The 26,507-nt window shown below is 33.7% G+C and carries 26 protein-coding genes and 2 pseudogenes; 6 read left to right on the top strand and 22 right to left on the bottom strand.

Annotated features, from left to right (window positions below):
• Positions 1-161: 161 nt before the first annotated feature.
• The 14 genes and pseudogenes from DBX25_RS21565 to DBX25_RS19505 all read right to left on the bottom strand — a co-directional run.
• A pseudogene (locus DBX25_RS21565) lies at positions 162-329 on the bottom strand (low molecular weight phosphatase family protein); the annotation flags it as partial.
• Between the two features lie 157 nt (positions 330-486).
• On the bottom strand, positions 487-1,776 hold the full coding sequence (locus DBX25_RS19565; protein ID WP_108672433.1) for a cell wall-binding repeat-containing protein: 1,290 nt from the start codon (positions 1,774-1,776) through the stop codon (positions 487-489).
• A gap of 177 nt (positions 1,777-1,953) precedes the next feature.
• On the bottom strand, positions 1,954-2,685 hold the full coding sequence (locus tag DBX25_RS19560) for an urease accessory protein UreH domain-containing protein (RefSeq protein ID WP_108672432.1): 732 nt from the start codon (positions 2,683-2,685) through the stop codon (positions 1,954-1,956).
• Between the two features lie 209 nt (positions 2,686-2,894).
• On the bottom strand, positions 2,895-3,350 hold the full coding sequence (locus DBX25_RS19555) for a hypothetical protein (RefSeq protein ID WP_108672431.1): 456 nt from the start codon (positions 3,348-3,350) through the stop codon (positions 2,895-2,897).
• A gap of 191 nt (positions 3,351-3,541) precedes the next feature.
• Positions 3,542-4,585, bottom strand: coding sequence for a flavin-containing monooxygenase (locus tag DBX25_RS19550; protein ID WP_108672430.1), 1,044 nt, complete (start codon positions 4,583-4,585; stop codon positions 3,542-3,544).
• 355 nt (positions 4,586-4,940) lie between these two features.
• The gene (locus tag DBX25_RS19545; protein ID WP_108672429.1) at positions 4,941-5,111 is read right to left on the bottom strand and encodes a twin-arginine translocase TatA/TatE family subunit; all 171 of its coding nucleotides are present in this window, start codon (positions 5,109-5,111) and stop codon (positions 4,941-4,943) included.
• Between the two features lie 12 nt (positions 5,112-5,123).
• The gene (locus tag DBX25_RS19540) at positions 5,124-6,293 is read right to left on the bottom strand and encodes a ZIP family metal transporter (RefSeq protein ID WP_108672428.1); all 1,170 of its coding nucleotides are present in this window, start codon (positions 6,291-6,293) and stop codon (positions 5,124-5,126) included.
• A gap of 15 nt (positions 6,294-6,308) precedes the next feature.
• Complete coding sequence (locus DBX25_RS19535) at positions 6,309-7,331, bottom strand: multicopper oxidase domain-containing protein (protein ID WP_108672427.1); 1,023 nt, start codon at positions 7,329-7,331, stop codon at positions 6,309-6,311.
• A gap of 535 nt (positions 7,332-7,866) precedes the next feature.
• Positions 7,867-8,586, bottom strand: coding sequence for a ZIP family metal transporter (locus tag DBX25_RS19530; protein WP_108672426.1), 720 nt, complete (start codon positions 8,584-8,586; stop codon positions 7,867-7,869).
• Positions 8,587-8,713: 127 nt separating this feature from the next.
• The gene (locus DBX25_RS19525; RefSeq protein WP_108672425.1) at positions 8,714-9,637 is read right to left on the bottom strand and encodes a cation diffusion facilitator family transporter; all 924 of its coding nucleotides are present in this window, start codon (positions 9,635-9,637) and stop codon (positions 8,714-8,716) included.
• A gap of 159 nt (positions 9,638-9,796) precedes the next feature.
• Positions 9,797-10,507, bottom strand: coding sequence for a cytochrome c biogenesis CcdA family protein (locus tag DBX25_RS19520; RefSeq protein ID WP_108672424.1), 711 nt, complete (start codon positions 10,505-10,507; stop codon positions 9,797-9,799).
• A gap of 143 nt (positions 10,508-10,650) precedes the next feature.
• A complete protein-coding gene (gene resA / locus DBX25_RS19515) occupies positions 10,651-11,175 on the bottom strand; it encodes a thiol-disulfide oxidoreductase ResA (protein WP_276309650.1) in 525 nt (174 codons plus the stop codon).
• A 121-nt stretch (positions 11,176-11,296) separates the two neighbouring features.
• Positions 11,297-13,429, bottom strand: a complete 2,133-nt coding sequence (locus DBX25_RS19510) for a heavy metal translocating P-type ATPase (RefSeq protein WP_108672423.1) — start codon at positions 13,427-13,429, stop codon at positions 11,297-11,299.
• Complete coding sequence (locus DBX25_RS19505; protein ID WP_276309649.1) at positions 13,422-13,790, bottom strand: ArsR/SmtB family transcription factor; 369 nt, start codon at positions 13,788-13,790, stop codon at positions 13,422-13,424. Before DBX25_RS19505 ends, DBX25_RS19510 begins: the two co-directional genes overlap by 8 nt.
• Positions 13,791-13,966: 176 nt before the next feature.
• On the opposite strand from DBX25_RS19505, the gene DBX25_RS19500 reads away from it, so the two are divergent.
• Positions 13,967-14,158, top strand: a complete 192-nt coding sequence (locus DBX25_RS19500; protein WP_108672421.1) for a hypothetical protein — start codon at positions 13,967-13,969, stop codon at positions 14,156-14,158.
• 341 nt (positions 14,159-14,499) lie between these two features.
• On the opposite strand, the gene DBX25_RS19495 is transcribed toward DBX25_RS19500, so the two are convergent.
• From DBX25_RS19495 to DBX25_RS19470, 6 genes are all read right to left on the bottom strand, one after another.
• Positions 14,500-14,931, bottom strand: a complete 432-nt coding sequence (locus DBX25_RS19495; RefSeq protein ID WP_108672420.1) for a disulfide oxidoreductase — start codon at positions 14,929-14,931, stop codon at positions 14,500-14,502.
• The gene (locus DBX25_RS19490) at positions 14,931-15,611 is read right to left on the bottom strand and encodes a DsbA family protein (RefSeq protein ID WP_108672419.1); all 681 of its coding nucleotides are present in this window, start codon (positions 15,609-15,611) and stop codon (positions 14,931-14,933) included. Before DBX25_RS19490 ends, DBX25_RS19495 begins: the two co-directional genes overlap by 1 nt.
• Positions 15,612-15,633: 22 nt before the next feature.
• Positions 15,634-16,725, bottom strand: coding sequence for a copper resistance D family protein (locus DBX25_RS19485; RefSeq protein ID WP_108672418.1), 1,092 nt, complete (start codon positions 16,723-16,725; stop codon positions 15,634-15,636).
• A complete protein-coding gene (locus DBX25_RS19480; protein WP_108672417.1) occupies positions 16,719-17,288 on the bottom strand; it encodes a copper resistance CopC family protein in 570 nt (189 codons plus the stop codon). The genes DBX25_RS19485 and DBX25_RS19480 overlap by 7 nt, the downstream gene beginning before the upstream one ends.
• Before the next feature lie 685 nt (positions 17,289-17,973).
• Positions 17,974-18,837 (bottom strand): peptidylprolyl isomerase, encoded by an 864-nt coding sequence (locus DBX25_RS19475; RefSeq protein ID WP_108672416.1) that lies wholly within the window; start codon positions 18,835-18,837, stop codon positions 17,974-17,976.
• A 400-nt stretch (positions 18,838-19,237) separates the two neighbouring features.
• Positions 19,238-20,683: a peptidoglycan DD-metalloendopeptidase family protein gene (locus DBX25_RS19470; protein WP_108672415.1), complete on the bottom strand. Its 1,446-nt coding sequence runs from the start codon at positions 20,681-20,683 to the stop codon at positions 19,238-19,240.
• Between the two features lie 315 nt (positions 20,684-20,998).
• Here DBX25_RS19470 and DBX25_RS21560 point away from each other — a divergent pair.
• Positions 20,999-21,157: pseudogene (locus DBX25_RS21560) on the top strand (PrsW family glutamic-type intramembrane protease); the annotation flags it as partial.
• A gap of 38 nt (positions 21,158-21,195) precedes the next feature.
• On the opposite strand, the gene DBX25_RS19460 reads toward DBX25_RS21560, so the two are convergent.
• Positions 21,196-21,534 (bottom strand): ArsR/SmtB family transcription factor, encoded by a 339-nt coding sequence (locus DBX25_RS19460; protein ID WP_276309648.1) that lies wholly within the window; start codon positions 21,532-21,534, stop codon positions 21,196-21,198.
• Positions 21,535-21,837: 303 nt separating this feature from the next.
• Entirely contained in the window at positions 21,838-22,236 is a 399-nt protein-coding gene (locus tag DBX25_RS19455; RefSeq protein WP_108672413.1) for a FixH family protein, read from the bottom strand.
• 233 nt (positions 22,237-22,469) lie between these two features.
• Here DBX25_RS19455 and DBX25_RS19450 point away from each other — a divergent pair, with 233 nt between their 5' ends.
• From DBX25_RS19450 to DBX25_RS20740, 4 genes are all read left to right on the top strand, one after another.
• Positions 22,470-22,763: a hypothetical protein gene (locus DBX25_RS19450; protein ID WP_108672412.1), complete on the top strand. Its 294-nt coding sequence runs from the start codon at positions 22,470-22,472 to the stop codon at positions 22,761-22,763.
• A 198-nt stretch (positions 22,764-22,961) separates the two neighbouring features.
• Positions 22,962-24,332, top strand: a complete 1,371-nt coding sequence (locus tag DBX25_RS19445; protein WP_108672411.1) for a sensor histidine kinase — start codon at positions 22,962-22,964, stop codon at positions 24,330-24,332.
• Positions 24,333-25,022 (top strand): response regulator transcription factor, encoded by a 690-nt coding sequence (locus DBX25_RS19440; protein WP_108672410.1) that lies wholly within the window; start codon positions 24,333-24,335, stop codon positions 25,020-25,022.
• Positions 25,023-25,720: 698 nt separating this feature from the next.
• Positions 25,721-25,879 (top strand): hypothetical protein, encoded by a 159-nt coding sequence (locus DBX25_RS20740; RefSeq protein WP_157951024.1) that lies wholly within the window; start codon positions 25,721-25,723, stop codon positions 25,877-25,879.
• Positions 25,880-26,507 lie beyond the last annotated feature (628 nt).

Raw genomic sequence — 26,507 nt, 5'->3', positions numbered from 1 at the left:
TTTGGTATGCGTAAATTTAGTATAGCATGAAAAATTTTAAGATTTAATTGAAAGATATTGACAAACTATTAGCTGGTTTAGTTTAAGTGAAAGTTTTCACAAATTAAATATGGACAAATAAAAAGCCAAGGTATGCACTACCCTGGCTTTTTGGTTCAAGGTTATTCGCCTGTTTTGGCAAAGCGTTCAATACGCTCACCAATCTCATCACGCACACGTTGGAAGAATGCCCATTTTTCTTCTTCTGTTCCCTCAGCTTTTTCAGGATCATCGAAACCCCAATGTTCCTTTTTAATATAAGGAGGTGTAACCGGACAATGAGCGGCGGCAATTAACTAGTTGCACTGTTACTTTATTCCTAAAATTGTTCACTAGGTCGAAATACTTCTTTGCTGTCAATATTCACTTTCCTAAAGTATAAAAAAGGATAAGCACCCATAAAAATAGACTAATTATCCCCATTAAAAGTTTTACATTCTTTTTACGTTAATGACCAGAATGACCTTTCCCATCTTTTTGAACAATTTCTAACCGATCATCAAGGATGCCTTGAACTGAAAATGAAATATCATCCTGCTTTCCGATAATAAAACCATGATTATAGGGACCAGCGGTAGGGTCATCCTTAAAGGTTGGTTTTATCGTTGATAAAAACTGATAGGTCGGTTTTGATGGTTTTCCTTTTTCCATCCATATTAGTGGGGCATGCTTCCCTAGATGTGAAAATGGTGCAGCAGCAATTGCTAATGAGGGAGTTTCGGTTGAAACAAATGATACCCCATGACCAGGTTCAGTGAATCCCCATCCAAAAGATGATTCCTCATCTTTAAATTTTGCAAACTCTATTGATGTGATAACTGGATTTTCACCTTCTATTCTATTGACTGTTCCGTATTCTTTCAATTTGTCTTCAACTTTAGTAGAAATTACAGATTTAGGACCCAATAAATATATTTTTGCATCTTTTCTTTTCTGTAGTGATTTGATCGTAGATTTTGGGATTCCATCCCTGGACACAAACAAGACAGGTTCAGGCATATGAGATATCCAATTAATGGCCGGAATTGAATATAATTTTGATTCATCATCTGAAGAAACTATAATGACTCCGGTTGGATAATCCCCACCTGAGACTTGTGCGTACTTTTCGTCTACGTTAGCTGCTAATTCAGCTGGATCTCTCCCATTTATATTCTCAACATAGAATGGGTCCAATGTATTTAAAATATCTTCATCTACATTTCCCATTACCATGACTTGAACTCCTTCAGTATTGCCTTTAGGATTTAGCCGTTTAATTTCATTTAACGTTTCTTTGGGAATTCCATCTTTAGTATAGAAAAGCATTGGGCCGTTATTTGGATGATGTATTAAATCGGCTGATGCTAGACCTGTTTGCCAACTTTCAAGTGGAACTAATATGACCGTGCCGGGTTGATTTTCCTTATGGGTTGCAGGAAAAATGGTTTGCGAAGTTAATATCGCTGCTTGGATAGGATCACTTGTATTTAACCGGGTAACATTCTTGGTATTCAAGGTTTGTAGCCCTAAATCTGAATTTTGATTAGGTTCTGAGGTTACACCATCTAAAATTTCTTCACTTTTAGCATTTTCATTTTTTTCAGATTCATTATTCGTTTTCGTTTCTTCCTTCTGGTTCATGGACTCATGGTTCATATTTTTATGATTGGATAGATTATCATTATTTGAGCATGCGGATATGACTAAAGCCGAGATTAAAGAAATGATAAGAATAATGGACTTTATTTTATTCATAAACAATTACCCCCTTCTCTTAATAACAAGGTTATACTACAACAAAATTTTGCAGAAAATATGCATTTTAGTTTTAATTTAGGAAATTCCTTTTCTTCTACTACTACTGGACCTTATCTTTAATTAGAAAAAAATAGTAAGTTCCATAATAGAACTTACTACATTTAGAAACATGGATTAATACCAAAACATCAACATATGAATAGCACCTAGAAGAATCAAGATTGCCCCGGCTCCTCTTTGGACAATTACCCCAACTTTCCTACCTTTTTTCTTAATTCTGCTAATTTCACCTAGTTCCCAAATTAGGTACATGGAAATGATTAGCGGGATAGCTGTTCCTAATGCAAAAATTGGTGGCAAAAGGAATCCACTGGAACTGGTAATAGAAACAGGCATAAGGGTAATAAAAAACAAAACAAACATTGTTGGACAAAATGCTAGAGAAAAACTGAATCCTAGAAAAAAATCGCCGAAAAAACTTTCACTCTTGGTTTTATCAAAGTCTTTAATTAAGTTTATTGAAACTTTGAAAGGAATGAATCCAATCAAATACAACCCAACTAAGAGTAGTAAGGGACCAATTAACTTCTGAAGCCAAGGAAAAAAGAGCGTAAGAGTCTCTTGAACTCCCCTTCCTAATAGCCAAAATAGAATCCCAAATAAAGAAAATGCTAATATTTTTCCAACGATAAACCAAAAGACATCCTTCCAAACAATACTTCTTTGTAAAGAGCGGTTACCAAACAAGGTTATTGCACTAATGTTTGTAACAAATTGACACGGTGCAAGTGCGCCTACAATCCCCAACGTAAAAGCAAAGAGAACGGGAATTCCTTTGAGATCTTCTACGATAGAAAAAAAAGGCTCACTTAAGAATGAACTAATTTGGCTAAAAAAACTATACATGTTAACTCCTTCAAGTCAGTGCTATTTTATCCATGATACATTAAAGATGTGCAGAATATATGTGGAGAAGAACTTTATTAAAATTAAAGACTCTGTTAAACCCTATTGTTGATTTTAAATAGAAAGAAAAAGACCGATTAAACGGTCTTTTTTGTAAGGGTTATTGGACTAACGTACCCCCTTACTTTTAACTTTAAATTTAGCAATTTCTAAACGCTATAATTAAATTTGTTATTAATAAGTTTGCTCCATCTTTTTTGTCTCAATCTATAAAATATTTGAGCAAACAACACAATAAAAATTGTTAATATACCTGCATTTATATCTATTGTATCAACATAAAGAGTTTTGTTGTTTCCAATATCTTTTAAATATATGTTGTGGTCCCATTTTTTTATTAACTTACTATAACCATTATCTCTAATATGTTTAATGTCGTTATCAACAGAAATTACTATCCATTGTTTACCGAATGGTATAAATCCTAGAATATACATTTTAAGAAGATACCTACCTTCTTTCCATAATTCTGGGAGAGGATGTTTTGGTAACTGCACAAATTTTACAAGTGGTTTTCCTATATACATAAGAGATTTAGTATTTTTTACTTCTTTAAATAATTCATCTGCATCACAGTTGAAAACCGACATCACTTTAACCCACATATCTTAGTCCCTTCCTAATACCCACTTATTTGACAAAACGCACCCGCTATATTAATAAGACCTGAAATAATTCACCACAACTGAAACATAAACCTAATATCGGGACCTAATCTTTGGGCTCACTTCATTGAATACATAATTGAAGGTTTTTCGCTGTCGGCTTAGGTAACTATATAAGCACACCTTAAACCCTAACTACCATTCATTAGGATTCTATCGTATAGATATTCTGCATCTTCCCCTACTCCCAATAAAAGGGCTGACCCTCTACGATGCTGCCAAGGTAGTCCAAGGAAATAAAGTCCTTCAATATTAGTTACACCCCTATCATGAATTATTCTACCTTTTGAATCTAATAAATTTTTAATATCGATCCATGTAAAATCAGATGAAAATCCTGTGGACCAAATGATATTTTTCACCCTAATTGAAGAGGCATCCTCAAAATATATTTCATCATTCTTTATATCAGCTGTTCTACCTTTCATTTTAACTTCTCTATTTTGGATTTTCCCCTTTAATTCATATCCAAAAATGGGGTCAGGATTATTCTGGATTTTTCCCCCTATAAAAGAATGTCGATTCGCATTTAAAATCCCGCTTTTATCAAACCACCAGAAGATACTCCTATTAGCTACCAACATAGGTAAAAACCGGATTTTTTGTCCAACTGAAAGGAACGTTTCATGATTTTTTGATAGTTCAACTGCTATTTGGGATCCGGAATTCCCTCCACCAACCACTAACACCGCTCCTTCATTCAATTGGGAAGGCGAACGGTAATTCGAAGAGTGAAGTTGCAATATATTAGGAGAAAGTTGGTTTGAAAAGGAAGGAATATAAGGTGTTTGGAAGGCTCCTGTTGCAATAACTACAGTTTTAGCTTGAATGATGGATTGGTGAGTTTCTATTTTAAATAGATTCTTCTCTTTCGATACTCTTTTTACTATTGTGTTTAGTTGAATTGGCAATTCAAATGTTTTTACATAAAGCTCTAAATAATCAGCAATTTCATTTTTTGTTGGAAACGCGGATTTATCGCCTTCCAAAGGTAAACCAGGTAAGCAACTGTAGGAACGAGGAGTAAACAAGACAAGGGAATCATACCTGTTTCTCCACACATCGCCTATTCTTTTATTATTATCTAGGATTAGGTAGGATAATGAAGATCCTTTCAAATGGTAACCCATAGATAAACCTGCTTGACCTCCACCAATAATTACAACATCGTACATCATTACACACCCTTGAATATGAATATATGCTCATATATATGGTATTAAAATTAGAAATAAATGTCAATACAATAATAAATAAGCCACCATATTTAATCCTTTTCCTGGATTAAATATGGTGACTTCGGCTTGCATATTTATTGGACTCACCTATGACGATACATAAAGAATACAATTATAATAAAAGGGTAATTAAAAGTAATATCAAAATTAACAGGATTATCGTAATACCAACAAAGATCCATGAGTTATTACTTTTATTTTTTAATAGCTTATAAATTACTATAGGACATATTAATGCTATTAGCACCAATAGTGTTGCAATAAGATAAATAATTATCTTCTCCTCCTAAATTTATTGCTCTTTTTCCTTCTCTTGATCTTCTATGAGGCCTTTTGTTGACTGCTTAAACTCCCTTAGAGTAGAACCTACTGCACGACCTAATTCTGGAAGCTTTTTCGGTCCAAAAACAATTAATGCTAGAACAAGAATTAATACTGCACCACTGACTCCTATATTCGCCATATCAAGCCCTCCTTAATATTTTACAAAAAATGCAGTGAAATACATAATCAGTATCCCAATGGTGAATCCAGCAAAATTCATCCAGGAGACGGAAGGTTCATTGTTTTTCTTATGGTCTTCCATCAGCATTTTAGCTATGACGAAGATAACCTGTAATATCGCTCCCGCTCCAATTCCGAGAAATACAGCTCCCCAAATAGGTGAGAAAACAAATCCACCAAACCAGGTTCCTAAAATAGCAGGAGCTCCAGCTATAGTACCCAATAAAATAAAAGTACTTAACTTTGGCTTGATTTTTAGCAATGGAGCAGCAATTCCTATTCCTTCAGTAATGTTATGAAGAGTAAAGCCAATGACTAAAAACGTACCTAATGCAACTTCTCCTAGCGCAAATGAAGATCCTATTGCTAAGCCTTCACCAAAGTTGTGAAGTCCTATCCCTGTGGCCATCAATAAGGCAATAGCAAAAGGAGAATATTCATTTCTTTTCTGTCTTTGATGTTGATATTGATCAAAACCAATTAAGAGTAAGAAAGTAAGGACCGTACAGATAATGACTACCATGTTTCCTTGGAAAACAGTTGGAGCTTCTGCTCCTATTTCAAATCCATCGAATAACGTACCGAAAAATAAGAAGAGTAAAAGACCCACTGTTAGAGCTAGTATGCTATTAATCCATTTCCTTTTCAAACGCTTCATGAATGGATACCACAATAACCCTAATGTGATAGGAACTATACCGACATAGAATCCGATAACCCCATAATTCAAGAAGTTTTTCCATGTTGGTTCAGGTGTTAATGTCGCAGCTGCTACTCCTGCTTCAGTTATAATACCATTTTCTGATACTAATAATATGGTGTGAGGGTCACCCTCAACCCAAGGATAATTAATGGTGACCTTCCCATCTTCAAATCTTTTTAGTGTTGGACTCGGATCCATTGAAAAACTCCAGACTGAATCATCCACAATAACTTGAGAAATAGTTAATGTTTCTGGCCCAGTATTACTTACGTCCAACTCAAATCCCCCAGGTACCACCGTAACCTTCTCAATATTTAATACTTCAATCGGAGCTGCAGGATCTTTTTCTACACCTGCACCATTTTTAAAGACCCAACCAACTACTACCAATAATAAAACCATGGGAATCAGTCCAGTTAAAATCCATTTACCTCTCATATTCAACCCTCCTCTCTATATAACCTCAAAGAATCCCATCCATCCAAGTTCGGCAAATTCACTTACATGGGCATGAAACATATACGCTCCTTTGTAAGGGAATCGGACTTCAATAATTCCTCGTTCACCCTGGCATTGCATAATCGTATCAGTGAATTGAGACGGGTTATCATTTCTGCCCGTTGGAATATACGTAAAGTAGTTAGCATGTAAATGGAAGGTGTTTATTAAGTCGAACTCCGTTAAGTTACTTAAGTAAATACGTACAAGTTCGTCTTTCTTTACTTTGATTGGATGATTCATAAAAGCAAATGCATATCCGTTAACCGTGTAAAATTCATTCGCTCCATCTAAGTCTAAATCGTAGGCATTCATTACCATATTTAATTCCACGGCTTTTTCTCTAGGTGTTTTTGGATCGATAATGAAATTACCATAAAGACCTTTGTGAATATGCCTAGCTAGTGGAAGAACGTGACAGTGGTAAATCTGTAATCCATATGGCTTGGCTTCAAATTCATAAGTAAATGAAGCTCCAGGTGCAATTGATGTAATTCCATCCATTTCAGGGGGATGGATGCCATGAAAGTGAATCGAATGTGGATGACTACCCTTGTTTGTAAAATGAAATCTTAATAAATCCCCTTCCGTACAGCGAAACGTTGGACCTGGGATTGTTCCGTTATAGGTCCAGCCAGGGAATTTGATTCCTTTTGCAATTTCAATTTCTTTATCAATCGCTACTACTTCATATTCACGAAGGGTACGTCCATCCGAAAGTGTGGAAACTTTCCCATAATCAAACTCGGTTAATAAACGTTCAGCCATCTTGTAACCTTCTGTTTTAGTAGTATCCATCATATTGGAGTGGCTACCAGAATGACTCTTCTTACTACCTGCATGGTGATTTTCTGCTTTAACTACTCCTCCTCCGGAAAATGTTGATACTTTATTTAGATAAAAGCTCCCCGCGATTCCAAGAGCACCTGTCGTCCCTATCTTTAATATATCTCTACGAGAAAGTTTATTCTCAGACATACTTTAACCTCCTTTTAAAAAGTTTCCTTAACGCAACTTTATTATCCTTGTCTATAACTTTATGGTACGGACATTATTTTTGTCAATTACCAATTTAAATATTTATATAATTTCTCAGATGCATATTCATGTTTTTGAAGCATAGTAATAAAAATTTATAAGAAAGAATCAGAATCTCAATTGAATTTCCTTCATTACATATATATTTTAAAAATAAAAAACCCCTAATCTTGACCTGCCATTCCAATCTCAGGTCGATTAAGAGTTAAGTTGGGTTTTCAGTTAACTAAGGAGAATATTATTGAAGTAATAATTAGTCAATTTGAATTAATGATTTCTTCTTTATGCAACCAGTTGAACATCTCTTTGGCATGAATACATTAATATCCCTAGATTTATCCATAAGTTTCCCAATATAGTAACTGATACTATCATAGAGAACATTCATCCATATATAAAAGGATAAGGAATACTAAATCCAATTTATTGCCCCATCCTTATTAAACAGGTTAAATTATTTTCTTATTATTTGTTGTTAGACCATATAAAAATAAATAAAGGTTAGAATAAAACTCAAAAGTGAAATCATGATACTGACTTTATAAGATTTTTTAATAGATACTAGGAAAATTTCTTTAATGGTTACCATAAAGATGATTCCGACCGCAAGAGCTAATATATAGGACCACAAAAGTGTATTATCGATGCCAATTTGGGTTCCTACAAAAGCGCCAATTGCAATGGGTAAAGTAGAAAAGATCGTTAATAACAACCATGTTAAGAAACCTAGACCAGCTAGAAATAGTGGAAGAAACATAATAATCCCCTCAGGAATATTATGAAGAATAATGGTTTGTACAAGTGATTTTCTAATAGAGGTGTTGTTAGTTGCTCCTAATGATATGCCAATGGGGAAATTATGTAGAGAAATTGAGAGACTGAGTAGCATTCCCGTGTAGATAAGAGATTTTTTTTGATAGTTGTTATTAGACTGAATTACATTATGAAACATCCTATGAAGAAGTTCAAATATTATTATTCCTGTAGTAACTCCAAGTATAAAAACTTTGAAGTTTCCTAGCTCTATCCCTTCTGGAATAATTTCAGACAGCAATATAGCAAGAATCATACCAGCGCAAATAGCATATATTTTTGACAAACTTCTTTGATACCCTTTTAATAACCATGCTAATACTCCACCTCCACCAATTCCAATGGCTGTAGATAACATGCTAAATGACAAAATATGTAACATATTATCACCCTTAAAAAAAGAGTAGCCTTGCAATCCCAACTAATAAAAGGCTACTCAATTAAATTTTTTAAATATTTATATGGAGATTATGAAATTTTTATGATGAATTTAGATGTATTCAGAGTTTCTAATTACAGGTTCCATGATGACTTGGACACCCTTTATTTTCATGTTCCACTTGTATAGTACTGTGTTCAATATGGAAGTTGTCATGAAGAATAGATTGTGCTTGATGAAGTACTTCATCATGCCCAACATCACCTGTTAAAGTAATGTGACAACTTAACATTGGAATCTCAGAAGTGATTGACCAAACATGGAAATCATGAACATCCTTGACACCTGGTATATTCAATAATGCCTCTTTCACTTTTTGAATATCCATTTGTTGGGGGGTCCCTTCCATTAATACATGGAATGAGTCTTTTGTTACCCTCCAACCACTTATGATAATTAATATTGAAACCATGACACTTGCAATTGGATCAGCTACATCCCATCCTAAAAACATTATAAGTAGTGCTGCTACAATGGCACCAACTGATCCCAGCATGTCCCCGATAACATGTAGAAACGCACTTCTAACGTTCAGATTGTTGTCTTTATCACCTTTCATCAATATCCATGCAGCTACAATGTTTACTAGCAATCCAATGACTGAAATAATTAGCATTCCCTTACTAATCACTTCAGGCGGGCTTAACAATCGTCGGTATGCCTCATAAAAAATATATAAGGAAATAAGGACAAGAGTAAGTCCATTTAATGCTGCAGCAATGATTTCAAATCGCTTATAGCCAAAGGTTTTGGAAAGGGATGCTTTTCTCTCTCCTAATTTGATAGCGATAAAGCTTAATCCTAATGCTGCTGCATCACTTAACATATGCCCTGCATCGGACAATAACGCTAGACTATTTGTTAATATTCCTCCGATTACTTCAACTACCATAAATGAAGAAATTAATACAAAAGACAATAGTAGCGCTTTCTTATTGTTAGTATGCGCGTGTGAATGCCCATGTCCGTGTGAATGTCCATGGTGATGACCCATAAATTATAGCTCCTTCCAAATCTATTCTATATATATATGAGTATATGTTCATATATAAGCATTATGACGGAATCACCATAAATTTTCAATATCTTTTTATAAAAATTGAGATTAAATGTAAATCTACTATTTATTTACCAAAGTGCAAAAGGACCATTTTTAAAAACCAGTAAATCCCCCAAAAACCCTGAATGTTAAGAAAGAAATAATTTTTGTTAACCAGTTAAAATAAAGAAATATGCCCATTATTAACATCAAATATCCTCCCATTTTCATCATCGTCTGGGTATGTTTTTTTATAAATGCAATTTTTTCAATGAAAATGGACATTAAAATAAATGGGATGGCAAACCCTAGGCAATAAATTGCCATATAAAGTAATCCCTTGCCAGGGTTCGATATTCCAAGAGCAATTACACCTGCTAAAATAGGACCTGTACACGGTGTCCATCCTGCTGCAAACCCCATGCCTATCAAATAAGATCCAAAGAATCCTACCGGCCGGCTCTTAAATTGAAACTTTTTTTCTTCCAGTAAGAAATTAAACTTTAATAAACCTGTCATTATTAGTCCAAAAAAGAAAACGATTATTGCTCCGATTTGTCTTAATAATTCCTTATTTTCAATGAACAAGGTGCCGACTAATGAACTAGACCACCCGAGTGCCATGAAGATAGAAGAAAAACCTAATAGAAAAATGAAAGTATGTAATAATGCCTTACTATTGTAAATTGATTTGCCAGCTTTAATATCATTGATGGAAATACCAGTTATGTATGAGAGAAAAGCTGGGTAAAGTGGTAAGGAACAGGGTGAAACAAATGATAATAGACCTGCCAAGAATGCTAATGCTAAATTTAATTCTTCCATAATATTTTACTTCCTTTGTCTTTTAATTATTAAAGTTCACTTCAAACATCTGAATTTTTGTTTTCTTATTTCATTTTTTCTTTAATCCTTTGATTTTCCAGACGATTTACAAGACAAATGAAAAACAGCCTGAGGGCTGTTTTCTATTCTGGAACGATGGTACTCATATACTCCAAAACATTTTCCTGTGTCATGGATCCAGTTATTATTTTTGTGATCTTTCCATTTTCATCAATTAAGTATGTAGTAGGAATAGGTCCAATTTGATAATGTTGCGTTACTTGATTTTTTTTATCCATTAAAATTGGAAAGGTTAAGTTTCGCTCATTTACGAAAGTTGAAACTGCTAGGTTACTTTCAGTTATATTCACGGCCAAAATTTCAACATTTTTATCTTTAAATATCTTATAAGCCTTCTCCATATAAGGCATTTCTTTTTCGCATGGTTTACACCAAGTCCCCCAAAAGTTCAAGAAAACGCCCTTCCCACGCAAATCTGATAATTTGACCTTTCCCCCATCTAAAGTTTCTAATACAAAGTCCGGTGCAGTGGATCCTACTTTAATGCTGGACCTATCCTTAGTAAAGTTTCCATACAATGCGTAACCAACTGCAGATAATAGAAGAATTAATATCATAGTTCGTATAATAAGCCTTTTTTTCTTCAAGTAAGTCACCTTCATAATCAATTTTATTAAAATTTAAATCTAGTAAAACTATACCCATACACATCAACAGGAATCAGGGATAGAAAGAAATATCTATCCCCCATTCGTTTCTATATACGAATTATTCCTTAACCTTTAGAAGTCGCAAACTATTTATTGTCACTAATAATGTAGCTCCCATATCTGCAAAAATGGCTATCCATAGAGTAAGCCATCCTGGAATGACCAAAATCAACGCTAGTAATTTGATTACAATTGAAAAAGTAATATTTTGTTTGATGATCCATAATGCTTGTCTGCTTAGTTTAATCGTAAATGGGAGTTTACTCAGATCATCCCCCATCAAAGCAATATCTGCTGTTTCAAGAGCTGTATCTGTACCAGCTCCACCCATTGCAATTCCAACCGTAGCAGACGCTAATGCCGGGGCATCATTGACCCCATCCCCAACCATCGCGACCTTTTCGTATTCATAGCGCATTTCCTTTATGAATTTCAGTTTATCCTCAGGCATCAATTCAGCCTTAATTTCAGATACTCCGACTTGCCTGCCAATTTCATTTGCGGTCCCTTGATTGTCTCCTGTTAACATGATTGTCTTTTTCAATCCAAGAGTATGAAGTTTTCTTATGACATCTTTGCTACTTTCACGGACTTCATCTGCAACTGCTAATAAAGCTAAGATTTTTTGGTCAGCACCTATAACCATTACAGTTTTCCCTTGTAGTTGGAGATCTTTGATTTCACTATCAATCCCAGCAATATCAAAGGATGATAGGGTTTCCACAAACAGCTTTGGACTTCCGATATAAAAGTCCATGCCATTAATTCTGCCTTTGATTCCTTTCCCTGTTATAGAAGAGAAGTCAACAACTTCAATCTCCTTATAAGATATATCATCATTTACTGCCTTTTGGATAATTGCTGATGCAAGTGGGTGTTGTGATCTAGATTCTAATGCTGCAATAATCCCCAAAAGTTCATTAGGATCATTATTAAGTAAAATCTTGTAATCTGTTACTACAGGAGTTCCCTTAGTTAGCGTACCGGTTTTATCAAAAGCAATTGCTTTAAGTGATCCGGCTTCTTCCAAATGGATACCACCTTTTATCAAAACACCATTTCTTGCTGCATTCCCTATAGCCGTAACAATGGAAACAGGTGTTGAAACAACTAGTGCACATGGACACCCTACTACTAACACTGCTAATCCTTGGTAAACCCAATCTTCCCAACTTCCATTAAATAAAAGTGGGGGTATTATAGCAACCAACGCAGCAATAATCATAATTGCAGGTGTATAGTATTTCGCAAAGCGATCTACAAATGCTTGAGATGGAGCACGTTCAGCTTGGGCTTCTTCAACTAAATGGATGATTTTAGCTATGGTAGTATCATCTACAAGCTTTGTGACCTTAACTTCCAATAATCCTTCTCCATTTAAAGTACCTGCAAAAACCTCATCACTTACGTTTTTTTCAACTGGAACCGATTCACCAGTAATAGCAGCTTGATTAATGGAGGAATACCCTTTAACAACAACTCCATCCATTGCAATTTTCTGGCCAGGTTTAACTATCATGATATCCCCGACTTGAATCTCATCAACATGGACTGTAATCTCGTTTCCATTCCTTAGAACTAATGCTTCCTGAGGAGCAATGTCCATAAGTGACCTTATAGATTGTCTAGCTTTATCCATCGAATAACGCTCCAGAGCCTCACTGATAGCAAACAATATCACAACGATTGCACCTTCGCTCCACTCTCCAATAATGGAAGCCCCAATGATAGCTACGGTCATTAAGGTTTTCATGTCGAATTGCAATCGAATTAAGTTCATTAAACCTACTTTAAATAGGCTATATCCACCGATCAAAATAGCCATCAAAAATGCCAAAATTGTGGATATATTATCTTCACCATAAACGTTTTGCGAAAGATAACCTAATACTATAAAGGCTACAGAAACAAACAATACCGAATATTTTTTTAGAAACGGCTCTTTTGGAATAACTTGCTTTGACTTCTCTGGTAATATTTTTAAGTTTTCAAAGGCTCCTGCTCGTTCCAAATCCTCAACAGTAGCATTACCTACAACAGTTACTTTAGATGCTCCGAAATTGACTTGGGCATCAGAGACACCACTCAGCTGCTTGACATTCTTTTCGAAGGTTTTGGCACATCCTGCACAAGAAAAACCTTGGACACGATACACCGTACTTTCTTGAGATTTTAGATTAGCTTCACTCATGATTTTTTACCCCGTTTCGATATTTAAAAGCTAATTCAATCATATTTTTAAAGTGCGAATTCTTAATTGAATAATATACTAACTTCCCCTCTTTTCTAATGGAAGCTAATCCTAAATTTCTTAATAGTCGTAGATGATGAGAAGCTGTAGCTGTTGTTGACCCTATAATATTAGCAACGTCACAAACACATAATTCTTCTTGGATTGTAAGTGCAAAAGCTATTTTGATTCTCGTTTCATCAGAGAGGGCTTTGAATAAAGTTGTAATCTCTATGATGTCTTCCTTCATTAATTTACTTCGAACATCCTTGACCTTTTCTTCATGGATACAGGTAATTTCACAAATATCATGATTCTCCAATGTAAAACCTCCATACATATACATTCAAACATATATTTGACTTTATTTTATTCAAAAGAATGTTTGATTGTCAATATAATAAATTCGATCTATTTGGTGTCCATAAAACCTTTCGATTATTAATCAATTTAGGTTTATGATAATATGAATAAGAAATTTTATTAGGATGTGATTTTGTGAAAAGATTCAATATTATCATTTTAGTTATGATTTTAGTTTCAGTGCTGGCAACATGGCTTCTTAACAAAGAGTATTCAGAAATACCATTGCAAGTACGTGCCCTAATTATTTTAGGTGGAGCCACTCTATCTAGTGTTCTTTCCTACATTATGATTAGGATTGATACTAACAATGTGGATACTAAATAAGGTTATATAATTTTTTTCTCTTTGATACTTTCCCTTCCATTAAGCGACACATTGAACTATATTTATTATATGTGTATGTGAGCATGTATGTTATAAAAAGTTTAAATAAAGTAAAGGAAGTGTGTAAAAGTTGTTCAGCGATGCTTTGTATATAATATTAGCCTATGTAATTCTTTCTATTTTCACATTAATAGTCATGTACTTTTTCAAAAGGAAATCTGATAAGGAACTTAAAAAATTAAATGAAGAAAGAGTACCCTTAAATCAACAGGTAAAATAATAATAATCTCAGTTACCATAACAAAAGGACAATCCCTCACAAAATGGATTGTCCTTTCTTTTTATTTTCTATTTTTGATTAATAGCATGCACACTATTATTAATGTGAACCCAGTAAACGCTAAGAATGGAATAGTAATGAATCCTAACCAATTTATATATTGTGCACTACAAGGCACGCCATTTACACATGGTTTAATTTCCGCAAAACCTGGAACTTTTTGTAGCATATAATGATACAACGAAATCAACCATCCAAGACCCGCCATAGGTAATACGAACCTCTTGACTGTAAAATCACTTTGAAACGTCCCCACACCTAAAATGAAGGCTAACGGATACATTAAAATACGTTGATACCAACATAGCTCACAAGGAACAAATCCCCGTATTTCACTGAAATATAGACTACCTAAAGTAGCAACTATTGAAACTATCCAAGCAAAATACAATACTATTTGTTTCTTTTCATAACCATTAGAAACATTGTCCATTATTTATTTTCCTCCAACTCTTTTTTTATGAGACTTTTAATTTTCTCATAATCAAAAGGGTCTTCAAGCATAGTCCCGTTCACCATGATTGATGGGGTCATTTCAACTTTATACTCTTTTACTAAGTTGGTATCTTTATTGAGTTCCTCTAATCCGGATTGAGCATCAATGTCAGTAGATAATTTCTCAATATCAATTCCTTTAACTTGTTTTGCAACCTCAAGAATTTTTTCTTTTGTAATCCATAATCCATCATGGTTTTCGGTAGGCTGTTCATTAAAAAGTCCAATATGGAATTCCCAATAAGAATCTGGGGAATTCTTGAAAACTGATTCGGCTGCTAAAGATCCAAGTTTTGATTCTTCTCCATGAAACAAAACATTAATATACGTAATTTTTGCTTGACCAGTTGTTACATAGTCCTTTGCCAATTGTGGAAATATTGTTTCACCCCATGCTTTACATGATGGACATTTAAAGTCACCGAATTCAACAATTGATATAGGAGCATCACTATTCCCTATAGTCGGCTGGCCAGTTATATCGGGTTGCTTTTGGAATGTGGTTACAGAAGGTTCTTTATCTTTTTGGTTAAATACTACAAAAGCGACTATTAATGAAAAGGTTACCAACGTCAATAATACTATAATTTTGAATGGAGATTTTGTGGATTTTCCCATGATTACACCTCTAAATTCTTATTTATCGTAAACTTAGCATAATAGCTAAATAAAAATTTAATACACTTAATAAAAACAATATAAAAGAAAGGTACGACGATGATTTTCTTATGAAACTAATAAAGGACAGAATAAAGAATACGACTGCTAATAAGAGAGCACTCACGCCATTTATATTGAATATGAAACTTAGCTTCATATTTTCGTTGAACAATCCCTGATATAAAATATGAAATAAAGATGATACGCCTGATGTTGCTATGTTTGTCTCGTGTGGCGGTGATTGTTGGCCTAATGTACCTGTTATGGAGAATATTAAAAAGATTATTAGACTTTCTGCTTTTGTCCAAGGAATCGGATTATACTCCGGATTGGATTTCAATCTTTTTTTCATCAAGAAGCTATTGATGAAGGCATATCCTAATAAAGGAATGATCATTAAATGTTTAAATAGTAGAGCCTGTCCATACGGAATCATCCATGAGTTTGTATAATCCTTAAAATCTAGTACAAAACTCATCAATATCAATCCTGTAATGGCAGTTGTGAAAAAACAAATCATGGCAACTGGAGTAAACCATTTTAAAAAGTTGAACCAATTGGCTTTATTAGTGGAGAACCAACTCACAACTATTAATATTCCAACCCAAACTGAAACGGACAAAAAGTGTGTAGTATGTGTTAGGAAACCTTTTAATGGATAATAGGAGCTGGCATGACTAGACCAACCCAATGATAGAATTAATATAAATATAATCAATAGTCCAAAGTAGGAATATTTCTTTTTGGTTGATAAATCAACCCATACAATGTAAATAAAGAAAACATTAGATACAAAGAAAGTGAAAACCCAAGACTTCCCGACCTCAAAAGTAAATAAAATGGATTTAAGGGTTTGTAGAAATCCGATATCCTGGTAAAGATGTGTTATCAATTGTAGAACAGGAAAAAATGAAAATAGAGCAATACCAGCTATAGAAAGCATTAATACTCCTTTAGGTACATTAATCTCAGGACGATAAGAATTAGGCACAATCCTAAGTATAAAAGTACCCATTAATATGGAGAAACTAAGATAAAGCATCGCTTCTGTAATTGATCCTACGATTAACATTTCTTTTTGCCCCTCCTAAATAACCACAAGAGAGTTCCAATTATTATGATAAAAAAGAAACCAATAATTGAAGGGATAATAAATGATGGCATTTTAAATTGTTCCCTAGGATTTTCTTTTTCTATTGGAGCATTTTGTTGTGCTTCTTCAACAATTTTACTTGTTTCCTTTTTGCTCTCCTGATTACTTTCAGTTGCTTTATCTTCCATAGGATTGTTAACAGTAAATGAATATTCTCCTTCTATTGGATGCCCGTCTGCACCAAAGATTTTCCACTTAACATTATATAAACCATTATCGAGTGGTTTAGAAAAATTTGCCAACATTTGATTATCTTCTATAACAAAAGTTTGAAATGGTACCGACTTATCTAATTCATTTGTTAATAATAAGTTGCTAGTCTCTTCAATCTTCGTACCAAACATTAACGATATTTCTTGAAGCGGAACTGTGATTACTTCGTCACTCTTAGGGGTGGAATTTTTTAATGCAGTATGAGCAAATACTTGATTGGAGAATATTAAAAATAATGTTGCAAAAAATAGAAGTGTTTTCTTAATCATTTTCTACCTCCAGGAACCCATTTCAACTTACTTGATAAGGATATATTGAATCGTTCACTAATATTAAGTATGTTTGTGTGTTCATATAAGAATATTATGCACCTGAAAAAATAAAATCTCAATCCCTTTCTAACATAGAATAATTACATATTTTTCCCTAACTTATCTAGATAGCTAATAACAGTTTCTCGTTTCAATTACTTCATTATACTTGTGAAGGTAGGGTAAATAAATTCATTTAAGTATGTTTTCATAAATTAGTCACATATCCTACATAATTACTTCACATAGAGAACGTAATTAAACTAAAATGTTTATTAATGTGAAATATAAATTCATTTTACTGGTCCACATTATCATTAGTGTTGTTTGTATGTCGAATAAACAAAAAAGGCTGCTGCTGCAGCCCAAAATCATCTAAATTATTACTTATGGTTATTAATAATCAGTTTATTCTACAATCAAATCATTTTAAAAATAGTATAGTGTTCTTTGTATAGTTTTTATATAAAAGCCAAGCTGGTCTAGGTTTAACAATTGTGGCATTTATCCCTTGCTCTTTTAACTTTTGAACGATATTAGATATACTAATTCTTCCTAATCTCAAGAATATTCCTTCTTTCCTTGTAACAATATGTCAGAATGCAGTCTTATTTAATAGGATTCTTTACAAAGTTTCGCCCTATTATTTAGAGAGATCCTCTTCGAATATACCTTTTAGTTCCTTATCCATAACTTCTACCTTGGCTACTTTTATTTCTTTTGTCATTACCTCTTTTACTAAATTGTCATCAATTTTGGAAACCTTTATTTGATATTCGAGTTCTTTTTTCATTTTTTCAAAAGGCTCTTTTTCTTTTTTATCAGTAACTTGAATAATATGATATCCATTTGGTGATTTTACAGGATTGCTGATTTGATTTACTTTCAGAGAGTATGCACTCTTTTCGAATTCAGGAACCATTTTGCCTAAACCAAACCAACCTAAATCTCCTCCTTTTTCTGCGGAACCAGGATCCTTCGATAATTCCTTAGCTAATTTTTCAAATTCTTCCCCTGAGTCTAACTTTTTCTTAATTTCTTTAGCTGATTTTTCATCTTCAACTAGAATGTGTCTTGCTTTAATTTCTGGAGTGTAGTCCTCATAGCTTTTCTGTATTTCGTCTTCCGTTACTGTTATCTCCTTGATTGCCGCCTTCTCTATCAGAAGTTGAGATTTTAACACATTTTTCAATTCGTTTTCGTCTTTAATATTATTTTGCATAAGTACCATCTCGAAATTAGCCCCAGCTTGGTCCTTAATTTCTTGGACTTTTTGGTTCACTTCTTCATTGTCAACTTTGTATTTTTTGCTCAAGATCTTTTCATAAACAATTTGCTGAAGGACCTGCTCCCCATATTTATCTTTCATTGCTTCATAAAGGTCTTCCTTAGAAATATTACCCTGTTTGGTTTGTACGATAGGTTCCATATTGGTGTTATCCGAACTACAGGCACTTAAACCAATGAGTCCTCCGATTAGGGATATTGATATAACTATTTTTTTCATGAGAACACTCCTAAATATAAATATTTTACTAGAATGCATGGAATTACCAAATCAGCATGAATATATGCACATATATATTATGTATTCTGTATAAAAGAAGTCAACCCAGGATTTTGCACTAATTTTAAATAAAAACCAACTTTGTGCAATGGATATTTAAAAAATAATTGGATTATTTCCTATCAAATACTAAATTAAAAATATGCAGATAATGTGCATATTACTTAACAATAAGATTACATTTACTAGAAAATTTTTTAAACTAATACTTATTGAAAATATAGGAAGTTATATTTTTGAATGAGATACTATTATGATTTTTCACGGTTTTATAAAATATAGTGACTTCTTATTATACCTAATTTTAAAAAAGTCCCCGGAGGTTCCGAGGACTTCATACTCATCTATTCAAATAGGAAAGTGGATTTACACCTTTTCCATTTTTAGTGATTTCTAGGTGAAGATGTACTCCAGTGGAATTACCTGTAGTTCCCATAACTCCAATTTTCGAGCCACGTTCTACTACATCGCCAACATTAACATCTATACTAGAAAGATGCGCATAATAGGATTTTATACCATTTTTATGATCAATTTCAATTTTATTACCGTACCCACCGGCTCTTCCAGCAAAGGTTACAACACCATTGTCCACTGCTTTAATAGTGAGGTCACTTGGTCTTGCAATATCGATTCCTTTATGCATTTTCCCCCAACGTTGTCCCATTTTACTGGTAATGTATCCTCCAACAGCTGGCCATGATAACTTTCCAGTGCCACGAGAAGGAATCACTTTGGTTCCTTTTACAATTATTTGAGGAATTGTATCTTGGACGACCTTCTCAGATAATACATTTTGAGCAGAAGGCTTTCCATTTATCTCCCTTATAGAAAGATAAACTGTTTTTTTACCATTTTTCCCGACTTGCTTCGTCTTCGTCTCACCCTTTGGTAATTTAGGGTCTTCTACGACTTGTTTTTCAAAAGGAATAGGTTGGTCACGGAAAACATCTTTTTCAACGACCACTTCTACTAAAGGTTTAGTGACAGTTACATTGAGACTCATCCCAACCTTAATCACGGAATCTTCAGTTAATCCTGGGTTTAAAGCCAGCAATGTCTTCATATCCAAGTTATGGTCACTAGCGATGTTACTTAGAACATCACCTGCTTTAACTTCATACTTCTTCTCTTCTAGAGTGCCTTTATTTATCAATGTTAAAGCCTTTTGAACATCTAGAACTTTTTCTGGTTCCACATGAGTTTCTTTGATATCAGTCAGTTTAGTATATCTAACATCTAATACTCGAGAACTAGGTTCTGTTAATGGAGAATCTGTCACTCCCCGTTTCTTTCGTTCTTCTGTCTCTGCCAATTCTTGCTCTGACACGTACTGTAATTGGAGAGCTTTTAATACTTGATTAGCAGAAATCCTATCTTCTACATAAGCAATTGGATGACCGTCTACTGTAATGGCAAAGGCTTTTGCGTCGACAGACAGCTCTTTTTCCAACCGATCTAACACTTTCTTACTTTGATGATTGGGCTCAAAAACAGTTTCTTCAATGAAAGCAAGATCTTGATCAGCACCGAATTCCATTTGAGGATATTTCTTTTCAGCTGCTTCTATTTTATTCTGTAAAAGCCTTTTATAAGCATTAGTATCAGATAATCTCCCAATATATTCATCTTGTAAATATACATGATATATAGTGGCTATTTCTTTATTTTCCTCTGCAAATCCATGATGGAAAGTCAAAGAAGATAGCGCGAACGTCAATGCAGCAGCCTTAACAAAGACCTGCTTTGCACCCTTCCCCAACATTTTATCTTTTTTAAACAACATTACTTCCCCCTATACTTTACTTCACCCTTCTAAATGAAGGGTTTATCTCTATGTATTTAGGTCGTAGATATTACTTTCTTTGATAACCTCTATTAATTTAACATAGAAAAATAAGCATGTGGGGGAACGCAATTAATTTGTAATCCAACTGTATAATAGATGTCATTTATATTACAGGTAAAAAGACTCATATCATGAAGAAAATACCAAATAAATAAAAAATAATAAAACACTGATACTATCAGTGTTTTGAAGGATGGCTCGGGACGGAATCGAGCCGCCGGTACAAGGATATTCAGTCCTTTGCTCTACCAGTTTATTCTATACTTCACTATATATCACCACGTCGAGTTCAATGAGCCTTATGATGGTATTATTTATGCTGTATCTGTCTCTTTGGGAATCGCTACAGTTGAGAATCACGTATACCTTATTACAAATGGGTTAGAATTTGCTATGGGTTGCACTCTTATCCATTGATGAAACATCATTGAATATTGCAGGGCTGTTTTTTAATGATGTTGTGCATGTTTAATCGTTTGCTGTAGGATGTCCATTACATGTTGATCGTCACAAGTATAAAATATGGTTGTCCCTTCGCGGCGATACTTCACTAATCTTAAATTTTTTAGAAACCTAAGTTGATGTGACACTGTAGATTGTAACATTTCTAGCTGATCTGCAATTTCATTAACTGAACGTTCTTTATTGGATAACAAATGTAGGATTCTGATTCTAGTCCGATCAGAAATTGCTTTAAAAGTTTGAGATACAATAAACAAGGTTTCCTCGTCTAGAGTCTCACTATGGTCGGTATTTTCATTCATTTCATCTTTATCTAAAGTTGACATTTGACACCTCCACCCCTTCTTTTTATGACATTATATCATCTATATTCCTTTCCTAAAACTCAACATAAAATAGTATTTTCATCCTGCGATTTTAAAACTTATGACAATACGAATTACCTATCTCCTTGTACGAACTCTAAAAAGAGCATTATGTTTGCGGAAGGGAAAATTTTACTTTATTTACAGTTAGAAAACCGTTGAACATGAAGTTAACGGTTTCCTTGTGTTGCCATTAGTAAATTTCTAAGTTTCAGTAATTAAACAGAAATTAAACTCTTAAATTCATAAATGCACTACATGTAATTATTTTACTTCAAATTGTACTTTCGGCATATTGTGCATCCTTCTTGCCGTTACATGGGAAATGACAAAATATTGACCTGGTTCATTGAAAGTCTTCTTGATGAAATATACTTCTGCTTCAGAATCATATTCCCCATCTATTTTTACATGTTCTTGATCAGATTGACCTTCTTTCCAAATTTCGAACTTAACTTCATCAGCATCATCTACTACATCATTTCCTTGTGTAACTTTAGCTTTTATTATTACTTCAGTGTTCGCATTTATGTCTTGTGGGTTCATTTCAACATTAACCTTTATTAGTTCAGGGACATCTTCACTGTTTTGATTTTCATTATTTTCTGTACAACCAACTAAAATGATTAGTACAACACTCAAATATACTCCTATTCTTTTCATGCTAAAAGTCTCCTCTCTCAATAAAAACAAGATTTACCTAAACATCGTTATATTATCACATGGGAGACTCTTAACAAGTAATAAACAATGTTGTTAAAGAGGAGTTTGCTTTATTAACTGCATATTTTCTGCATATTTATATTCTACTATTTAAGCAACAGCGATTTTTTTCTTAGTGACTTATAATCTGCGGCATAATTGCTGTCTGGTGGTATAAAAAAGGGGTTGGACTGTTGAATTATAGACACTTATCTAAAACTGGACAAATCTTTATTCAAAAAAGGGTGTTAAACCAAGTTGGTTTTAATAATGGGGATTATCTGTTTATATATAATGTTCGAGAAAGCATTTATATCGAAAACCAAAATAATAATCAGTCCCTAAACAAGTGCATACTTCATAATGGGAGAGTTTCAATTCCTGCAGAAATTCGCCGTTTAATGAAAGTTACTTCTGAAACATTATTAGAAATTGAGATACCAGAAGGTATAAACAGAATAGTAATAAATATTCAAAATAATATCTAAGATGATAATCTTTTTAAATACCGTCAGTCTTAATTTTTGCAAGTGCTCTTTTTACGATGCAATTACTTATTCTACAATTACGAAAAGATGAAGAAGTTGTGAAAATGCTGGAAGAGAAGATATAGAAATATCCTCTTTGCTTCTGTAACCTTTCTTCATAACTTAAATTAGTTTCTATAAACAAGAAGGTGAACTCATATGAAAATTTCTTTGAAATTAGGTTTGTGGTTCTTCATATGCATTTTATTAATCGAATCAACTTCGATGATATTTTTACATAGTAATGTTATTCACTCGAGGATAAATGAAGAATTACAAGAATTAAAATCCCGTGGAAATAGTCATAGAGATGTTTTAGAAATTTCATCTGATTCAGAAACACTAAAGCATATTAAACTTATGGAATCCTATTCAGATACTGATGTTGTGGTAACTAATAATAATGGGGATGTCATCATCTCTTCTCAATCGCTTAGCCCGGACATGCAAGCCATTTTAGAACTCTCTATTGATGAAGTTCCTAGAAATGGGCTCATTCTGCAAAAGGATTTGAGTAAAGATCACATATCAACAGTTACAGCATTTGATAGCGTGACAGCAGATAAACAAGGTTATGTATACATGTTTAAGAAGACTGAAACCATTGAGAGGTTCATAGGCCAATTAAACAAACATTTTATCCTAGCATCATTATTAATTTTTATCTTATTGCTAGTTACAATATTCTTCTTATCTAACGTCTTGACCAAACCAATCATTTTGATGAAAAAAGCAACAAACAAATTAAGTTTAGGAGATTTTTCTGTAACACTCCCTACACAAAATAAAGACGATTTAGGAGAATTAGCACAATCCATACAGAAATTAGCGAGTGATTTAAACTATATGAAAAAGGAAAGAAACGAATTTCTAGCAAGTATTTCCCATGAACTAAGGACTCCCCTAACCTATATCAAAGGGTATTCTGATATAGCCAGACGAATAGGTATAGACGAGAAAGACAAGGCACAATATTTAACCATCATACATGAAGAATCAGAAAGAGTAAGTCAATTGCTTGAAGAATTATTTTCACTTGCAAGTGTTGATCAGAATACTTTTCCTATCATAAAAGAAAAAGTAATGATCAATTCATCTTTGAATTCTATTTATGATAAAGTCTTGCCTGCATTCAACAACAAACACATTACATTGGAACTCGAATGTATGGAAGAACTAGTACTTTACTTGGATCCTAATAGATTTGAACAATTGTTATTAAACCTATTGGATAATGCTCTTAAATATTCGCCTGAAGGGTCCAAAACAGTAATTAAGGCTTTGAAAAAGGAAAATGAGGTACACATCATTATTAAGGATGAGGGAATTGGGATTCCAGAAACTGATTTACCTTTTATATTTGATCGTTTATACCGTGTAGAGAAATCCCGCGCAAGAACAACCGGTGGATTCGGGTTGGGGTTATCCATTGTAAAAGAATTAGTGGAAATTAATGATGGAAGCATTTCAGTCGTGAGTAAAGTCGGAATAGGAACATGTTTTAAATTGATTTTTAAGGAGCCATTATAAATGAAGAAAGTTTTGTTAGTAGATGATGAAACAAGAATGCTTAATTTGCTGGAGCTTTACCTTTCCCCTCACGGATACAAATGTATCAAAAAAAATTCAGGTGATGAGGCAATTGGCTTTTTAATGAACGAGCATGCAGACTTACTCATCCTTGACGTGATGATGCCAGGTTTGGACGGTTGGACAACATGTGCAAAAGTTCGTGAATTTTCCTCCATACCAATCATTATGTTAACTGCTCGAAGTGGTGATGAAGATATGGTGAAGGGCTTAAAAAATGGTGCCGATGATTACGTAACCAAGCCCTTAAATCCGGATGTTTTGCTGGCAAGGATGGAAGCCTTATTTAGACGTATAGTTCAGGGTCCTGAAAATAGCATCATGAATTTTAAAGGGTTATCACTTGATGAATCTAAAGTTCAAGCAACTTATCTCACCCACAAAGTATCTTTGACACCAAAAGAATTCTCCCTATTGTCCTTGTTTTTAAAGTATCCTGACAAGGTATTTTCTAGAGATCATTTGCTTCAAGTACTTTGGAGTTTTAAAACGGAAATTGATGATCGCACAATCGATTCCCACATAAGAAATATCAGAGAAAAATTGCGCCAAGTGGGATATCCTGTGGATCAACACTTGAAGACTGTTTGGGGAATAGGCTATAAATGGAGCACTGAAGAGTTTCAATGATAGCCTTTATTGTTAAATTTATTGTTTCAAGTAGTAACTAGTTAACTTAGCTATAATTAACTTTTGGAAAAGCATATAGAATTTAATATGGATATAGATTTAGATATCAATGCAACAGCATTACTCTTTACTCATTTAATATTGGTCACTCTTACTTTTTCTATGGTTGAATATAATTTGTTTATGGATGATCGAATAGAGATTAGATATTTCCATACAATTACAGGGGTAAACATATTGATAAGGTTCTTAATATAACTCGTCCTCATCTATCTAGTTTTAGCAGGGTGTTCAGAGAGAACTAAACAAAATAATTCTTGTAACATTCATAAGGAGAGTAAATAAGTAGAACAAAACAGTCCTCTCTTTTTCCTTGTCTCGGTACATTTTGCCCTTCTTTTTTCCAAATAATTAAAATGCTATTATGTTTATTATTAATAATATCAATGATGCCGCAGAGAAAACCTAGTACACAGCCAAGGTATCCATGCCACTAAATTATTTTTAATTGATCAAAATAGGATTGTAATTAAAGATTTATCAGGTATCAGCAAAGTTCCATTTGAAAAAATTATTGAAGATATTAGGATTGTATAAAAGTGATGTTCCGCCGAATAATGTTTCACTCCGAGGAAAGTATAACTAGTACTGAGATCTCATTAGTGAGATTTGATTCTAACATTATTAGGAGGATTATTATGACACAACATCAACACTCTCATCAAACTGGCGAAACAGTAATGGAAACAGGTCATTATATAGACGCAGACGGGGATCATATTGAATTAACAGCAGGTCAAAAGTTCCCTAATTGCCCTAAGTCAGGTAAATCAACAAGTTGGAAACATGAACAATAAAAAATTATTTTAAACAAAAAGGGGTACCATCAGGAAAATGCGCGTTTTGCTGGTGGTACCCCTACAAGATCATAATCTTTGATTTTTGACATCAGAGATCAGTAAAGTTTTTAAAACACCCAGACTTTCTACCGGGTTCCCATCTATAGTCGTTGTTATGATCATTGCTGTTCCTTTTTTCTTGGGGAACCGTCTTGAAAATCGGCTTAGCTTTATTAATCCCCATTTTCCTGACGGTACCCCAGATAGTGATTTATTAATAGTCTCACAATCATCACCATATTTAACTAAAGATCACCAGCTTCATTATCGTCAGTACCAATTGTAAGTGTTGTAGTAGTAGCACTCTTTATTTCCCTCATATTTTATGTTATGAAGCACTTCTATTTCTAAAAATCCAGAAGCATCATAGTCTTTAAGTAGTTATACCATTTCTTCGTCCCTCTTCATACACTACTCTTGTTCAAATAACCTGCCCCTTTTGTTCCCAATAAGCAAAAAAGCTACCCTAACGGCATCTCATGATCTTTAACTAACGCCCCCGTTCGTATTATAAGGTCAGCCAGAAAATATTTCTGGTTGACCATTTTTTATATCGATATATGATAACCGTAGCCGGGGTAGAACG

The organism is Peribacillus acanthi (assembly GCF_003073175.1).
Taxonomy (GTDB): domain Bacteria; phylum Bacillota; class Bacilli; order Bacillales; family DSM-1321; genus Bacillus_BN; species Bacillus_BN acanthi.
The sequence above is the reverse complement of the archived record's forward strand: the minus strand, read 5'-3'. Positions and strand labels throughout refer to the sequence as shown.

Excerpts from the sequence above, each read along its gene's own strand:
- DBX25_RS19565 (WP_108672433.1), bottom strand. The coding sequence starts at position 1,776 with ATGAATAAAATAAAGTCCATTATTCTTATCATTTCTTTAATCTCGGCT.
- DBX25_RS19560 (WP_108672432.1), bottom strand. The coding sequence starts at position 2,685 with ATGTATAGTTTTTTTAGCCAAATTAGTTCATTCTTAAGTGAGCCTTTT.
- DBX25_RS19555 (WP_108672431.1), bottom strand. The coding sequence starts at position 3,350 with ATGTGGGTTAAAGTGATGTCGGTTTTCAACTGTGATGCAGATGAATTA.
- DBX25_RS19550 (WP_108672430.1), bottom strand. The coding sequence starts at position 4,585 with ATGTACGATGTTGTAATTATTGGTGGAGGTCAAGCAGGTTTATCTATG.
- DBX25_RS19545 (WP_108672429.1), bottom strand. The coding sequence starts at position 5,111 with ATGGCGAATATAGGAGTCAGTGGTGCAGTATTAATTCTTGTTCTAGCA.
- DBX25_RS19540 (WP_108672428.1), bottom strand. The coding sequence starts at position 6,293 with ATGAGAGGTAAATGGATTTTAACTGGACTGATTCCCATGGTTTTATTA.
- DBX25_RS19535 (WP_108672427.1), bottom strand. The coding sequence starts at position 7,331 with ATGTCTGAGAATAAACTTTCTCGTAGAGATATATTAAAGATAGGGACG.
- DBX25_RS19530 (WP_108672426.1), bottom strand. The coding sequence starts at position 8,586 with ATGTTACATATTTTGTCATTTAGCATGTTATCTACAGCCATTGGAATT.
- DBX25_RS19525 (WP_108672425.1), bottom strand. The coding sequence starts at position 9,637 with ATGGGTCATCACCATGGACATTCACACGGACATGGGCATTCACACGCG.
- DBX25_RS19520 (WP_108672424.1), bottom strand. The coding sequence starts at position 10,507 with ATGGAAGAATTAAATTTAGCATTAGCATTCTTGGCAGGTCTATTATCA.
- DBX25_RS19510 (WP_108672423.1), bottom strand. The coding sequence starts at position 13,429 with ATGAGTGAAGCTAATCTAAAATCTCAAGAAAGTACGGTGTATCGTGTC.
- DBX25_RS19495 (WP_108672420.1), bottom strand. The coding sequence starts at position 14,931 with ATGGACAATGTTTCTAATGGTTATGAAAAGAAACAAATAGTATTGTAT.
- DBX25_RS19490 (WP_108672419.1), bottom strand. The coding sequence starts at position 15,611 with ATGGGAAAATCCACAAAATCTCCATTCAAAATTATAGTATTATTGACG.
- DBX25_RS19485 (WP_108672418.1), bottom strand. The coding sequence starts at position 16,725 with ATGTTAATCGTAGGATCAATTACAGAAGCGATGCTTTATCTTAGTTTC.
- DBX25_RS19480 (WP_108672417.1), bottom strand. The coding sequence starts at position 17,288 with ATGATTAAGAAAACACTTCTATTTTTTGCAACATTATTTTTAATATTC.
- DBX25_RS19475 (WP_108672416.1), bottom strand. The coding sequence starts at position 18,837 with ATGAAAAAAATAGTTATATCAATATCCCTAATCGGAGGACTCATTGGT.
- DBX25_RS19470 (WP_108672415.1), bottom strand. The coding sequence starts at position 20,683 with ATGTTGTTTAAAAAAGATAAAATGTTGGGGAAGGGTGCAAAGCAGGTC.
- DBX25_RS19460 (WP_276309648.1), bottom strand. The coding sequence starts at position 21,534 with ATGTCAACTTTAGATAAAGATGAAATGAATGAAAATACCGACCATAGT.
- DBX25_RS19455 (WP_108672413.1), bottom strand. The coding sequence starts at position 22,236 with ATGAAAAGAATAGGAGTATATTTGAGTGTTGTACTAATCATTTTAGTT.
- DBX25_RS19445 (WP_108672411.1), top strand. The coding sequence starts at position 22,962 with ATGAAAATTTCTTTGAAATTAGGTTTGTGGTTCTTCATATGCATTTTA.
- DBX25_RS19440 (WP_108672410.1), top strand. The coding sequence starts at position 24,333 with ATGAAGAAAGTTTTGTTAGTAGATGATGAAACAAGAATGCTTAATTTG.
- DBX25_RS20740 (WP_157951024.1), top strand. The coding sequence starts at position 25,721 with ATGACACAACATCAACACTCTCATCAAACTGGCGAAACAGTAATGGAA.